We start from the raw sequence: 13947 nt of genomic DNA, 5'->3' as shown, positions 1-13947 counted from the left end.
CCTCACCAGGGGTGCAGGCCCCGCTCGCTGAAGTAGCGCTCCACGGCGGCGGTGGAGGCCGAGGGTTCGGCCAGCGCCACGTAGCTGTCGGGGCGCAGCAGGTACAGCGCGTTGCGTGCCAGGCCGGCGGCCGTGCAGGCGGCCGACCAGGGGTAAACCTGCAGTGGCAGCTGGCGTGCGGCGCACCAGGCACTCAGTTCCTTGCTGGCCAGGCCGTACACGTGCACCTGCCAGCCCAGGTGCGACAGCGCGCTGAAATTGTCGTGTTCCTGCGTCACCACCCAGGGCAGGCGGTCGCCGCCCTGCACATGGCCGGCGCTGCCGAAGCTCAGCGGCATCAGGCGGTAGTTCAGGCCCAGTTGCGAGACCGTGCGAAACAGCAGGCTGCGCGCCTTGGCGAATGCCGCCATGCGCGGTATCAGCACCGGTGCCAGGCGCGTACGCAACAGGTTGGCGATGCTGCCATCGGCGGTAGCGAAGGTGAACACCTGGTCGGTGGTGGCCACCAGGCGCCGGGCGAAGGCCATGCGCTCGACCGGGTAGCTGTCGAGCAGGTCGTCGTGGGCCTTGCCCTTGAGTACGCTGCACAGCTTCCAGGCCAGGTTGATTGCATCGCCGATGCCGGTGTTCATGCCCTGGCCGCCGGCCGGGCTGTGCACGTGCGCGGCGTCGCCGAGCAGGAAGGCGCGCTGCTGGCGGAAATGCCCGGCCACGCGATGGTGTACGCGGTAGGTGGAAAACCAGTTGACCTTGAGCACCTGCAGTTGCAGGTGCTCGATGGCACGTTGGCTGACATCCTCGAAACGCAGTTGCTCGGGGTGTTCGGCGCGTGCGTCGCGCACCGTGCCGATCAACCGCGCGCGGCCTGTGCCGGCCAGCGGGAACACCGCCAGAAAGTCCGCCTCGTCCAGGTCCACGTGCAGCTCGCCGTTCATGGGCGGGCCGCTGGCATCCACGTCGGCCACGTAGAACAGCTGCTGGTAGGTGCCGCCGGGGAAGTCGACATGCAGGCCGTTGCGCACGGCCGAATGGGCGCCGTCGCAGCCGGCCAGGTAATGCGTCTCGCAGTCTTGCTCGCTGCCGTCGGGCAGGCGCAGGCGTGCGCTGACGGTGGTGTCGTGCTGGGTGAAACCGAGCAGTTCGGTGCTGCGTTCGACCTCCACGCCAAGGCCGCGCAGGCGCTCGATCAGCAGGTTCTCGTGCTGGTCCTGCGGGTAGATTTCGAGAAAGGGGTAGGGCGTGAGGTTGGCGCCGATGCTGTCCAAAGGCAGGCGTGCGGCGGGCTCGCCCTTGACCCAGAGGTTGGCGGCGGGCACCTGGTGGCCGGCGCCAACGACCGCGTCGGCCAGGTCCAGCTGGCGGTACAGCTCCAGGGTGCGGGCTTGCACGGCGAGCGCGCGGGAGGTGGTGCCGGCGGCGCTGGTCCTGTCGAGGATACGTACCGAGATGCCCAGCTTGCTCAGCCACAGGGCCAGGACCAGGCCGGTGGGCCCGGCGCCGATGATCAGGACGTCAGAGTGGGGCATGGCGCGGTCCTCCGGGAAGGTGCGGTGGCACTGACAAGTGTAGATGCAGGTGGCCACACCCCTCATCCAATTCGGTGTACCTTTGCATCCCCCAACGCCCAGAGCACACCCATGATCGACTGGCTCAGCAACCACCCACACCACAGCGATACCCTGGCCCGCTGGCTGCACGAGCAGTTCGCCTACGAATACGCCGATGTACCGCTGGCCCAATGGCAACAGGAGTTCGCCCATGGCCAGGCTGACGGCAGCCTGTACAGCCTGTTGGCGCTGGATGACGGCAACCTGCTGGGCAGCGCTTCACTGGCCCGCGACGACCTGCCCCTGCGGCCCGACCTGAGCCCCTGGCTGGCCTGCGTGTTCGTCAGCCCGCAAGCCCGCGGCCAAGGCCTGGCCGAAACGCTGATCGAGGGCATCTGCACCAAGGCCAGGGCCCTGGGGCACACGCACCTCTACCTGCACACCCACGACCGCGCCGAGTACTACCACAAGCGGGGGTGGCAGTACCTCGAGCAGTTCCAGGCCTGGGGCAAATCACACTGGCTGATGCAGTACCCGCTCTAGCCCGGGAACAGAAACGGGTTCACACCGCTGCGATCGAACCCCTGGCGCTCCACCTCGGCATCCAGCGCGATCGAGGCCAGGTCATCGGCCACCAGCTCAAGGTCGCGCTCGTGCTCGGGGTAGAACACCTTCAGGTAGCTGTGGCAGTCGTCGCAGCTCTCGGCCTTGATCGCGGTTTCATGGGTATCCAGCGACCAGTAGTCCAGGCTGCCGGTCTCTTCGCAGTTGCTGCACTTGAGCCGCACCATGTGCCAGCGGCTCTCGCACAACCCGCAGTGCAGGTAGCGCAGCCCGGCCTGGGCACCGGTCATGATCACGCTGGCCACCGGCGCCCCGGTGCACACCGGGCAATGCTGGCGCTGCTCGCCCACGCCGGCATTGCCGATGGCGGGCAGGTGCGCCGCCAGCTGGGTGAAGTACAGCGACAGGGCCGCCCACAGGAACAGCGCCTGACCGCTGTCGATCTCGCTGAAGCGGCCTGCCAGCAACGCATCGGCCGCCACGTCCAGGGCGGCCTCGCCCTGCGCGCACAGGCCCTGCAGGGTGGCGTGCTCGATGTGCTCGCCAAGCCCGCGCAACAGTTGCTGCCAGTAGGCATCGCGCGGCAGGCTGGCCCAGGCCAGCGGCGCCTTGCCGGCGGCTACCCGCCCGGCCAGGCTGCTCACCAGCGTTGCCGGTAGCGGCAGGCGTTCGAGCAATTGCTGCTGGGCATCGGCCACCTGTGCCACGAACCGCAGGTAGTCGGCCATCGGGTGCCCCTCGGCCAGCTGACGCAGGCGCGTGGCGCGCTGGCGGTAGCGCTCGCCCAGGGTCGGCAGCAGCACGGCAGGTATTTCGCCAACGCCGGCGCTACGCTGCTCGGCAGGGGTCATCTGGATGCTGTTCATTGCTGCTTGCCACTCCCGCTCTGCTTGTTGCTGATCTGTCGGTACCAGCGATCATGGTGGGTCTTGGCCCAGCTGCGGCTCACATACCCGGTGACCATGCCGCGAATCGAACCCTTGACCCAGAACGCCAGGTACGCATGGCCGATGATCAGCAGGATCAGGCAGATGCCGGTAATGGCGTGTACCAGCAGGCCGATGCGAATCGACGGGATGCTGAACCACGGCGCGAAGTACGGCCGCCAGATCACCACGCCACTGACCAGCAGCACGCTGATCAGGCCCATGATTCCCCAGAACAGGATCTTCTGCCCGGCGTTGTACTTGCCGATCTGCAGCGCCGGCTCGTGCTCGCCGGCCAGCACCTGGCGCACGTTCCTGAACCACGCGAGGTCTTCACGCTCGGGCAGGTTGTACTTGACGAAGCGCACGAACAGGAACGCCAGCAGCAGGAACACCACCACCCCGAAGAACGGGTGCAGGATGCGCGCCAGCTGCGGGGTGCCGAACACGGCGTTGAGCCCGTTGAGCGACGGGAAGAACCACGACAGCCCCGACAGGGCCACGGCAAGGAAGCACAGCACCATTACCCAGTGGCTGGCACGCTCGATGAAGCGGGTGCGCAGGATCAGTTTGTCCTTGTTCATGCGTGGGTGTCCTCCTCGTGTTTCTCGTCGGCTTCCTCGACCTCGTTCGGCCCCACGCCCACATAGTGGAACAGGGTGCCGGCCAGGGTAGCGAAGAAGGCCACGGCCGCCACCGGCTTGAGCCAGCCCTTCCAGCCATGGATGGCGCTGCTGATGCGCGGGTCGGTGGGCAGCTTGTGGTACAGGTGCGGCTTGTCGGCGTGCTGCAGCACGTACACCACGTGGGTGCCGCCCACGCCCTGCGGGTCGTAGATGCCGGCGCCGGCAAAGCCGCGGCCCTGCAACTCGGTCACGCGCTCGCTGGCCTGGTGCAGCATGTCCTGCTTGCTGCCGAAGTTGATCGCCCCGGTGGGGCAGGTCTTGACGCAGGCCGGCTCCTGGCCGACCGACACGCGGTCCACGCACAGGGTGCACTTGTAGGCCTTGTTGTCCTTCTTGCTGATGCGCGGCACATCGAACGGGCAGCCGGCGATGCAGTAGCCGCAGCCGATGCAGTGGTCGGACTGGAAGTCGACGATGCCGTTGGCGTACTGGATGATCGCCCCCGGTTGCGGGCAGGCCTTCAGGCAGCCCGGGTCGGCGCAGTGCATGCAGCCGTCCTTGCGGATCAGCCATTCGAGCTTGCCGCTTTCATCTTCGACTTCATCGAAGCGCATCAGCGTCCAGGTTTCGGCCGACAGGTCGGCCGGGTTGTCGTACACGCCGACGTTGTGGCCGACCTCGTCGCGCAGGTCGTTCCACTCGTTGCAGGCCACCTGGCAGGCCTTGCAGCCGATGCAGATGCTCACGTCGATCAGCTTGGCCACTTCGGCCTGGTGGTCGCGCGCACGCGGCGCCGGGGTCAGCACGTTGGTGGCCGAGCGCTTGATGATGTCTTGGGATTGCATGGACATGAAGTTCGCTCCCTCAGGCCTTTTCGATGTTCACGAGAAACGCCTTGTATTCCGGCGTGTGGGTATTGGAATCGCCCACCCCCGGGGTCAGGGTATTGGCCAGAAAGCCCTTGCGCGTGGTGCCTTCATAGCCCCAGTGGCAGGGGATGCCGATGGTGTCGACGTCCTGCCCGTCGATGGCCAGGCGGCGGATGCGCTTGGTCACCACGGCCTTGGCCTTGATGTAGCCACGCTGGGTGCTGACGCGCACCAGGTCGCCCTGCACGATGCCCTTGTCGGCGGCCAGCTTCTCGCCGATCTCGATGAACTGCTCGGGCTGCACGATGGCGTTGAGCCGCGCATGCTTGGTCCAGTGGCGGAACAGCTCGGTGATCGAGTAGGTGGTGGCCACATACGGGAACTGCTCACGGCTGCCCATGCGCTTGCGATCGCTTTCGTACACCCGCGCGGTGGGGCTGTAGGTCACGTTCGGGTGCAGCGGGTTGTTCGCCAGCGGGCTTTCGGTGGGCTCGTAGTGTTCGGGGAACGGCCCGTCGTTCATCGCGCCCACCGAGAACAGCCGGCCCAGGCCTTCAGGCAGCATGATGAACGGGTTGGTGTTGCTGCCCGGTGCAGCGGTGACGGCGAAGTCCGGCACGTCCACGCCGCTCCAGCGCGCCCCGTCCCAGCCAATCAGCTTGCGCTTGGGGTCCCACGGCTTGCCCTGGGGGTCGGCCGAGGCGCGGTTGTAGAGAATGCGCCGGTTCTGCGGCCACGCCCAGGCCCAGCCCGGGGTGCAACCCAGGCCGCTGTCGGCGTTGTCGCGCCGTGCCATCTGGTTGCCCTTTTCGGTCCAGGAGCCGGCGAAGATCCAGTTGAAGCTGGCAGTGGTGCCGTCGTCGCGCAGCTGCGAGAAGTCGTCGAGCAACTGGCCCTTGCGCAGAATCAGGTTGCCCTGTTCGTCGTGCAGGTCGGCCAGGGCGCGGCCGTTGGATTCCTTGGCCACTTCCTCGGGCTTGGGGTCGAACGGGTCGGCGTAGTCCCAGGCCATGTTGAGGATCGGCGCGGGGTTGGCACCGCCTTCCTTCTCGTACAGCTCGCGGATCTTCAGGAACAGGTGGCCGAGGATCTTGCCGTCGTGCCAGGCCTCGCCGGGCGGCGCAGCGCCGGCCCAGTGCCATTGCAGCCAGCGCCCGGAGTTGACGATCGAGCCGTCTTCCTCGGCAAAGCAGGAGGAGGGCAGGCGGAACACTTCGGTCTGGATCGCCGCGGTGTCCACGTCGTGCTCCTCGCCGTGGTTCTGCCAGAAGCTCGAGGTCTCGGTGGCCAGCGGGTCGATGATCACCAGGAACTTGAGTTTCTCCAGCGCGGCCTGGGCCTTGTTCTTGTCCGGGAACGCCGCCACCGGGTTGAAGCCCTGGGCGATGTAGCCGTTGACCTTGCCCTCGTACATGCGGTTGCTGTAGTTGAGCACGTCGTAGCTGTCGTCCCACTTGGGCAGCCAGTCGAAGCCCCAGTCGTTGTCCTTGGTGGCCTTGTCGCCCCACAGGCTCTTCATCAGGCTGACGAAGAACTTGGGGGTGTGCTTGTAGTAGTTGACCTGGTCGGGCAGCACCGCGCTGGGCGTGGTCTGCTTGAGGTAGGTGGCCAGGTCGGTCTGCGCATCCGATGGCAGGTTCATGTAGCCGGGCAGGCGCAGCGAGAGCAGGCCCAGGTCGGTGTAGCCCTGGATGTTGGAGTGGCCGCGCAGGGCGTTGACCCCGCCACCGGCCATTCCGATGTTGCCCAGCAGCAGCTGGATCATGCCCGAGCCTCGGATCATCTGCGCGCCGTTGGTGTGGTGGGTCCAGCCCAGGGCGTAGAGGAAGGTGGCGGTCTTGTCCGGGGCACTGGTGGTGCCGAGGATCTCGCAGATCTGCAGGAAGTCGGCCTTGGGCGTGCCGCAGATGTTGGTGACCATGTCCGGGGTGTAGCGGCTGACGTGGGCCTTGAGCAGGTTCCACACGCAGCGCGGGTGGCTCAGGGTCATGTCGCGCCTGGCGAAGCCGTCGGCGTCCAGCTCGTAGGTCCAGGAGCTGCGATCGTAACTGCGCTTGGCCGGGTCGTAGCCGCTGAACAGGCCGTCGTCGAAGCTGTAGTCCTCGCGCACGATCAGGCTGGCGTTGGTGTAGGCGCGCACGTAGTCGTGCTGGATCTTGTCGTGGGTGATCAGGTAGTTGACCACGCCCATCAGGAAGGTCACGTCGGAGCCGGCGCGAATCGGCGAGTAGATGTCGGCCACGGCGGCGCTGCGGTTGAAGCGCGGGTCCACCACGATGACCTTGGCGCCATTGCGGATCTTGGCCTCGATCACCCACTTGAAGCCCACCGGGTGCGCCTCGGCGGGGTTGCCGCCCATGATCAGCACCACGTTGGCGTTCTTGATGTCGACCCAGTTGTTGGTCATGGCGCCGCGCCCGAAGGTCGGCGCCAGCGCCGAGACGGTAGGGGCGTGGCACACGCGGGCCTGGCTGTCGGTGCCCAGGATGCCCAGGGCGCGGGTGAAGCGCTGGTCCAGCGAGCCGGTTTCGCTGCTGGCGGCCGAGCTGCACAGCATGCCGGTGCTCAGCCAGCGGTTGACCGTGGTGCCCTTGTCGTTCTTCTCGATGAAGTTGGCGTCACGGTCGTCCTTCATCAGGCGTGCGATGCGCTCGATGGCGTGATCCCAGCTGATGCGCTGCCATTTGTCCGAGCCAGGGGCGCGGTATTCGGGGTAGAGCAGGCGTTGTTCGCTGTGGATGTAGTCCACCAGGCCCGCGCCCTTGGGGCACAGCGAGCCGCGGCTGACCGGGTGATCGGGGTCGCCTTCGATGTGGAAGATACGCGCCTTGGCGTTCTTGGCGCCGTCGCCAAGGCTGTACATCAGCACGCCGCAACCCACCGAGCAGTAGGTGCAGTTGTTGCGGGTTTCCTTGGCGCGCAGCAGCTTGTACTGGCGTGATTGGGTGGCCTGGGCCATGCCCGGGGCGAAGCCCAGGCTGGCCGCAGTGGCGGTGGCAGCGCCGACGGTGCACAGCTTGAAGAACTGTCTTCTGCCCAGTCCCATGGTTATCTCCTTGTACAAACGAGCTCCAGAATCGGCCGCGCACGCGCAGGCCCGCCGAGATCAGCGTCAGGATCGGTAAGTGGTATGCAGGCTAGTCACAGAGGGTGCGCGCCAAGACCCTTTCTATCGTGGGTGAATTGCGCGCATTCGGGGGCAGTTTATGCCCTTACTTAATTTGTGACTAATCGACCTTGTCGATGAACCTATAGAGGGATTCGATTGTTTGGCACTCAGCGCGAGAGGTCGGCGGGGATCATCGCGGTATCGATCACGATATCCACGGGCGCGGTGACGATAAACGCCAGCGGGCACACGATCAGCGGCCAGCAGAACTGCGCCGAGGTGGCGCTGAACAGGAACGAGAAGTTGTTGCGCACGCCCCGGTACATGCCTGGGGATGCACATTCGGCGCAGTACCCACCGCGCATCATGGTGCCGCAGCTGGTGAGGGCGAGGGTAGAGACGATGAGGGCGAGCGAGAGGATTCGGATGGTGCTGTTCCTTGGCACAGGGGGGGAGGGTCCGTTTTTCTGCGCGGCATTCTCTCACCGGGGGCCGGGGCAATGCTACAGTCGCTCCTTTTTCAATCAGCAGGCCAGGGCTCTTCGCTGGCAAGGCCAGCATCTGCAGGGCCAGCGAAGAGCCCGGTGCTGCCGACACACAACCAACGGGAGAGACAACCATGCGCGCAGCAATGCTATTGGGTACGGCACTGGTGCTGGCCGGATGCGCCTCGTCGACGATGAACCAGGCTCGCCTGGGCGCACCGCACAAGACCTTCACCTCGGCCAAGGCCGAGCCGCTGGTGGCCGAGTGCATCCAGTTCGGTTGGCAGGACGAAGCCGTCTTCGGCGTGGATGCCAGCGGCTACCTCGACGCCGGCCCCAACGGCGGGGCCACGGTGTCGACACGCGATGCCGAATACTTCGCCGATGTGCGCGCCGAAGCCGGCGGCACGGTGGTCAAGTTCTACACCCTCAAGGACGATGCATTGGCCCAGCGGCGCATGGCGGCGTTGGCCACCTGCCTCTAGCCACGCCCCTCGAAACGCCCGGTGATGCGCTCGCGCCAGCTCAGCGGGCGCGCAACGTGTTCATGCGCGCCGATCTCAACCAGGGTGAAGGCGCAGCGCACGATATCGCTCACTTCCTGATCGGCCAACCGTGCGCAGGCTTCGCGGTGCGCCTGTGCCTGATCGCGACCTGCCAGGCTGTGCACCTCGAAGCCAAGGTTGCGTTTGGTGATATGCCAGTGGTGAAACACAGCGACAAAGCGGCTCATGTGCCCCGCAGTCAGATCAGGGATGGGGTCATGCATGCAGCTTGCCCGTGATGCGCTCCAGCCAGCTCAGGCGCCGGGGCGCCTGGGCAGTGCTGGCAATCTCGATCACGGTGAAGTCGCAGGTCTGATCGTCCTGGTAGCCCTGTTCATTGCGTATGTCGCCCGCTTCAAGGTGCGCATCGGCATGATTGTCGCTGTGTAGCGCGTGCACCTTGAAGCCCCTGTCCACGGCATGCCGGCTTCGCAGGTGAAACACCCCCACGAAGCGGCTCATGCCTGCGAAGCCCCGCGCTGTGCTTCAAGCGCCTCGATACGTGCCTGCAGGCGTTCGCGTTCCTGGCGTTCGGCGCCGATGTCCTCGAACACGCTGATCAGATGCTGCGGCTGGCCGTCCTGGCGGCGCTGCAGGGCGGTACGTGCACGTACCCAGATGTAGTGGCCCTGCTTGTGGCGCACGCGCTTTTCCACTTCGTAGCGCTCGATCTCGCCGGCCAGCAGGCGCTGCAGCAACTGCAGGTTGGCGGCCAGGTCGTCGGGGTGGGTCAGTTGCTGGAAGGTCATGCCGTACAGCGTTTCGGCGCTGTAGCCCAGCAGCTCGCAGAAGCTGCCGTTGACCCGCTGCCAGGTGCCGTCCGGGTCGATGTAGGCCAGCGCGCCCCAGGCCAGTTCGAAGATGGCGCGAAAACGTTCCTCGCTGTTGCGCAACTGCTCTTCGGCGACCTTGCGCTCGGTGTTGTCCATGCTGATGCCGACCATCTTCACCGCGCGCCCGGCGCTGTCGCGCACCACCGTGGCGCGGGAGGCGATCCAGCGCATCTCGCCGTCGGGGCGATAGATGCGAAAGTCGCACTCGCAGCCTTCGCCTTCGAGCAGGGTCTTGCTGTACAGCGCCTGCAGCATCTCGACGTCTTCGGGGGGCAGGTGCACCCAGAAGTCTTCGTTGCGGATCACCTGCCAGCCGTACACGGCCTCGACGTTGGGCGAGTAGGTGAGTTCGTCGCTGATCAGGTTCCATTCCCAGGTCACGATGCGGGCGCCTTCCTGGGCCAGCTTCATGCGGGTTTCGCTCTCCATGATCTCGGCGGTGTAGCGCCGGCGCAGGTCGGTCATCGGCAGCTCCACCACCTGGGTCTGCTGCACGTCCTGCAGGGCTTCTTCGCCGTAGCGCAGCCAGATCCAGTTGACCTTGAGAAAGTCGGCCAGCTTGCGCAGGTTGGCGTAGTCGATCTCGCCGCCGCGGGTCCATTTGTGCACGGCGGTGCGCGAGATCCCCAGGGCCGTGCCTACCGCCTGCAGCGTCAGCTTGTGGTGTTCGAGCAGTTCCTTGAGGCGAAAGGCGAAGCTGTTTTCGGTCATGCGCTGGGGTGTCCTTGGCGAGGGCATGGCCGGCCAGTATACATAAGCTGTCAACCTCAGGTTGACGGGGGTATGCGCGTCGCATCGCGGGCCTGACCCGCGATGCATTCAGCGCCGCTCACCAGCGCACACGCACCCCCAGGTTGCCGATCAACCCGTTCAAGTCGTTGTCGTCCACGTCGCTGCTGTAATCGGCACTGACAAACAGCGCCACCTTGGGCGTCACCCGTGCCACCAGGCCCAGGCCCACCTCCACGGTGGTGGCGTTGCGTCCGCTGCTGATCTTGTCGACCTTGTCCAGGCTCACCGTGTCGGCGTTCGAGAAGTCGTACCACACGTTGGTGCGCACATAGGGTTCGATGGGCATGCCGCGCACCTCGTAGCGGGCCGACAGCTTCGCGCCCACCCGGCCGGTCCAGCTCGGCTGGCTGTCATAGGCCTGCAGGGTCTGGGCCTGGGCGTCGTTGCCGGGGTAGTACTGCTGGTTGATCAACTGCGCCTGGGGCTCGATCACCCAGTGCTTGCCCAGGCCGATGGGGAAGCCGCCCTCCACCGAGAAGGTCAGCGCGTGGCCGTTGCCATCGAGCCGTTCGCCGTCGCTGCCGCGCCCGCTGGCGTCGAAACGGGTGCCCATGGCCACCGCATCCACATGCCAGCCCTGGTCATGCTGCAGGCTCCAGTACATGCCCAGGCTTTGCCCTTCCAGGCGCACGGCGTTCTGCTTGTCGCCCAGCTGTGGCCGGCGATTGTCCAGGCCGCCCTGCAGGTTGCTGTGGCCCATGAAGATCCCGGCGCGGTGGGTGTTGCCGCCGGCGGTTTCCCGCACGAACAGGTCGGGGGCGATCTGCAGGTTCTGGTTGGGGGCATCCAGGCGTTGCGGGGCGGTCCTGACCGGGGTGGGAAAGAACTGCGCCCACTGGCTGGCAATGCCTTCGTCGCCGAACACCGCCGTGCGCTCTGCCAGGCGTTCGGAAAACGCCCCCAGCGTACCCAGGCTCAGCCCCGACACGCTGGCCGGGACCAGCGACGGCAGCGCCAGGCCGTGTGCCGGGTTGAACATCGGGTCGTCGTCTTCCAGCCCCGCCGCCAGGCTTTCCAGCGGGGTTGCCAGCAGCAGCGACGTCGACAGTGCGTAGAAAACATACTCGAGCCCCGAAGGGCAGGGTGCGCTTTTCATGGCCGATCTCCTCTGTGTGTTACAGCCAAAGGTCTGGCCTGATGTCACGGGCTGTAAGGCAGGAACAGAGAGCGACCCAAACCAGCAAACCTGCCCCATGGCGCGCGCAAAGCCGCGTGCCAGAGGCCCGGAATGAAGTTGAACACGGTGGTTCTAGGTGTAGCTAAGGAGAGTCGCAGGCAGGCGTCAAGATAGTGTGATTATTTTGTGATGGCCGTGTTGGAGGGGGTAAGCGGTTGAAAAATAGCGGTTCCTGATTGGGCATAGCCGCGTTGCGAATGACAACGCGGCTGGCTATTTCGAATGATTGCTAAAGCGTCAGGCGTCCTCGTCCCGTTGCAGTTCCAACAGCAGCAACGAGCGTCCGGTGACGTTGAACACGCTGCCGAATTCCAGGCGCTGGGCCTTGCGCAGCTGCGGCCGGTCGGTGTCGATCAGGCAGTTCCAGTACTCGCCCTCGGGCACGTCGGGCAGGGTGAAGTCCACGCCGTCGTGGTGCGCGTTGACGATCAGCAGCAAGGTGGCGTCTGCCCCCGGGCGCAGGATGCCGCTGACCTGCGCGCGCCCGTCCATGAGCATGCCCAGGCAACGCCCTTGCGGGTCTTCCCACTGTTCCACGCTCATCTCGCTGGCGTCCGGCGCCAGCCAGGTCACGTCCTTGACCCCGATCGCCTCGTTGTAGTCGCCCACCAGGAAGCGGCTGCGGCGCAGGATCGGGTAGGCCAGGCGCAGCTTGGTCAGGCGCTTGACGAACTTGAGCAGGGCGCTGCCTTGCTCGTCTAGGTCCCAGTTGATCCAGCCGATCTCGCTGTCCTGGCAGTAGGCGTTGTTGTTGCCGTGCTGGGTGCGGCTGAACTCGTCGCCGGCCACGATCATCGGCGTGCCCTGGGCCAGCAGCAGGGTGGCGAAGAAGTTGCGCATCTGGCGCTGGCGCAGGCTGTTGATCTCGGGGTCGTCGGTGGGCCCCTCGACCCCGTGGTTCCAGGAGATGTTGTTGTTGCTGCCGTCCTGGTTGTTCTCGTCGTTGTCCTCGTTGTGCTTGTCGTTGTACGACACCAGGTCGCGCAGGGTGAAGCCGTCGTGGGCGGTGATGAAGTTGACCGAGGCATAGGGGCGCCGGCCGCGGCGGTTGAACAGCTCGCCGGAGGCGGTCATGCGCGCGGCAAAGTCGGCCAGCTGGCCTTCGTCGCCTTTCCAGAAGGCGCGCACGGTGTCGCGAAAGCGGTCGTTCCATTCGGCCCAGCCCGGCGCGAAGTTGCCCACCTGGTAGCCACCGGGGCCGCAGTCCCAGGGTTCGGCAATCAGCTTGACCTGGCTCAGCAGCGGGTCCTGGCGACAGGCCACCAGAAAGCTGTGCCGCTCGTCGAAGCCTTCGTGGTAGCGGCCCAGGATGGTCGCCAGGTCGAAGCGAAAGCCATCAACGTGCATCTCGCCTGCCCAGTAGCGCAGCGAGTCGGTGACCAGTTGCAGTACGCAGGGATGGCTCAGGTCCAGGGTGTTGCCGGTGCCCGAGTCGTTGATGTAGTAGCGCTTGTCGTCGGGCATCAGGCGGTAGTACGAGGCGTTGTCGATACCGCGCATCGACAGTGTGGGGCCCTGCTCGTTGCCTTCGGCGGTGTGGTTGTAGACCACGTCCAGAATCACCTCCAGGCCGGCGTCGTGCAGGTGCGCGACCATCTCCTTGAACTCGGCGATCTTGCCGTTGGCCAGGTAGCGCGGGTGGGGCGCGAAGAAGGCGATGCTGTTGTAGCCCCAGTAGTTGTTCAGGCCCTTTTGCAGCAGGTGCTGGTCGTTGACGAAGGCGTGGATCGGCAGCAGCTCGATGGAGCTGACGCCCAGGCCCTTGATGTGCCCCAGCAGCTCGTCGTTCATCAGCCCGGCGAAGGTACCGCGCGCCGCTTCCGGCACCGCCGGGTGACGCATGCTGATGCCGCGCACGTGCGCTTCGTAGAACACGGTACGGTCCCACGGCACGCCCACGCGCTGGTCGCGGCCCCAGGTGTAGGCCGGGTCGATGACCTTGCACTTGGGCACGAACGGCGCACTGTCGCGCTCGTCGAAACTGAGGTCGCCATCGGGGTGGCCGATGGTGTAGCCGAACAAGGCCTCGGACCAGCGCAGCTCGCCGACCAACTGCTTGGCATACGGGTCGATCAGCAGCTTGTTGGGGTTGAAACGGTGCCCGTTCTGCGGCTCGTAGGGGCCGTACACGCGGTAGCCGTAGATCTGCCCCGGGTGCGCGTCGGGCAGGTAGCCGTGGTAGATCTCGTCGGTGTACTCGGGCAGTTCGATGCGCTCGAGCTCATGTTCGCCGCTGGCGTCGAACAGGCACAGTTCGACCTTGGTGGCGTTGGCCGAGAACAGTGCGAAGTTCACACCCAGGCCGTCCCAGGTGGCGCCCAGGGGGAAGGGCAGGCCCTCGCGGATGCGCGAAGGTTCAACGGCGTCGGGCTGGGTGTTGTGTTTGGACTTGGGCTGGGTCATGGCAATCCTTGTAGCGATCCTTGGGGGGCGAAAGGCGACGCACTGGGCGCCGGGGCAGCGTTGCGCTGCCC

General features: G+C 65.9%; 13 protein-coding genes. 2 read left to right on the top strand and 11 right to left on the bottom strand.

The features are described 5' to 3' along the window. Positions 1–2: 2 nt before the first annotated feature. Positions 3–1526: an FAD-dependent oxidoreductase gene (locus tag QMX96_RS23055; protein ID WP_282362533.1), complete on the bottom strand. Its 1524-nt coding sequence runs from the start codon at positions 1524–1526 to the stop codon at positions 3–5. Positions 1527–1637: 111 nt separating this feature from the next. On the opposite strand from QMX96_RS23055, the gene QMX96_RS23050 reads away from it, so the two are divergent. Then, positions 1638–2090, top strand: coding sequence for a GNAT family N-acetyltransferase (locus QMX96_RS23050; protein ID WP_100633888.1), 453 nt, complete (start codon positions 1638–1640; stop codon positions 2088–2090). On the opposite strand, the gene fdhE is transcribed toward QMX96_RS23050, so the two are convergent. The 5 genes from fdhE to QMX96_RS23025 form a co-directional block, all read right to left on the bottom strand. Beyond that, complete coding sequence (fdhE, locus tag QMX96_RS23045; protein ID WP_043862961.1) at positions 2087–2977, bottom strand: formate dehydrogenase accessory protein FdhE; 891 nt, start codon at positions 2975–2977, stop codon at positions 2087–2089. The two genes, QMX96_RS23050 and fdhE, sit on opposite strands and share 4 nt — an antisense overlap. Beyond that, entirely contained in the window at positions 2974–3621 is a 648-nt protein-coding gene (locus QMX96_RS23040; protein WP_282362530.1) for a formate dehydrogenase subunit gamma, read from the bottom strand. Before QMX96_RS23040 ends, fdhE begins: the two co-directional genes overlap by 4 nt. Beyond that, positions 3618–4508 (bottom strand): formate dehydrogenase subunit beta, encoded by an 891-nt coding sequence (gene fdxH / locus QMX96_RS23035; protein ID WP_269210608.1) that lies wholly within the window; start codon positions 4506–4508, stop codon positions 3618–3620. The genes QMX96_RS23040 and fdxH overlap by 4 nt, the downstream gene beginning before the upstream one ends. Positions 4509–4527: 19 nt before the next feature. Continuing rightward, entirely contained in the window at positions 4528–7578 is a 3051-nt protein-coding gene (gene fdnG / locus QMX96_RS23030; RefSeq protein ID WP_078480172.1) for a formate dehydrogenase-N subunit alpha, read from the bottom strand. 230 nt (positions 7579–7808) lie between these two features. Next, positions 7809–8009: a YceK/YidQ family lipoprotein gene (locus QMX96_RS23025; protein ID WP_078480171.1), complete on the bottom strand. Its 201-nt coding sequence runs from the start codon at positions 8007–8009 to the stop codon at positions 7809–7811. Positions 8010–8260: 251 nt separating this feature from the next. Here QMX96_RS23025 and QMX96_RS23020 point away from each other — a divergent pair, with 251 nt between their 5' ends. Further along, complete coding sequence (locus QMX96_RS23020) at positions 8261–8611, top strand: hypothetical protein (RefSeq protein WP_043862958.1); 351 nt, start codon at positions 8261–8263, stop codon at positions 8609–8611. Here the strand turns inward: QMX96_RS23020 and QMX96_RS23015 are convergent. From QMX96_RS23015 to glgX, 5 genes are all read right to left on the bottom strand, one after another. Beyond that, a complete protein-coding gene (locus QMX96_RS23015) occupies positions 8608–8895 on the bottom strand; it encodes a hypothetical protein (protein ID WP_196932372.1) in 288 nt (95 codons plus the stop codon). The genes QMX96_RS23020 and QMX96_RS23015 overlap by 4 nt on opposite strands. Then, positions 8888–9133 (bottom strand): hypothetical protein, encoded by a 246-nt coding sequence (locus tag QMX96_RS23010; protein ID WP_043862956.1) that lies wholly within the window; start codon positions 9131–9133, stop codon positions 8888–8890. Before QMX96_RS23010 ends, QMX96_RS23015 begins: the two co-directional genes overlap by 8 nt. After that, the gene (locus QMX96_RS23005) at positions 9130–10215 is read right to left on the bottom strand and encodes a helix-turn-helix transcriptional regulator (RefSeq protein WP_043862955.1); all 1086 of its coding nucleotides are present in this window, start codon (positions 10213–10215) and stop codon (positions 9130–9132) included. The genes QMX96_RS23010 and QMX96_RS23005 overlap by 4 nt, the downstream gene beginning before the upstream one ends. A gap of 118 nt (positions 10216–10333) precedes the next feature. Beyond that, positions 10334–11392: an autotransporter outer membrane beta-barrel domain-containing protein gene (locus QMX96_RS23000; RefSeq protein ID WP_043862954.1), complete on the bottom strand. Its 1059-nt coding sequence runs from the start codon at positions 11390–11392 to the stop codon at positions 10334–10336. Between the two features lie 318 nt (positions 11393–11710). Next, entirely contained in the window at positions 11711–13876 is a 2166-nt protein-coding gene (gene glgX / locus QMX96_RS22995; protein WP_054915395.1) for a glycogen debranching protein GlgX, read from the bottom strand. Positions 13877–13947: the final 71 nt, after the last annotated feature.

The organism is Pseudomonas sp. PS01300, from assembly GCF_029960155.1.
Classification (GTDB): domain Bacteria; phylum Pseudomonadota; class Gammaproteobacteria; order Pseudomonadales; family Pseudomonadaceae; genus Aquipseudomonas; species Aquipseudomonas palmensis.
Note: the sequence above shows the minus strand (reverse complement) of the source record. Positions and strands in the feature narration are given on the sequence as shown.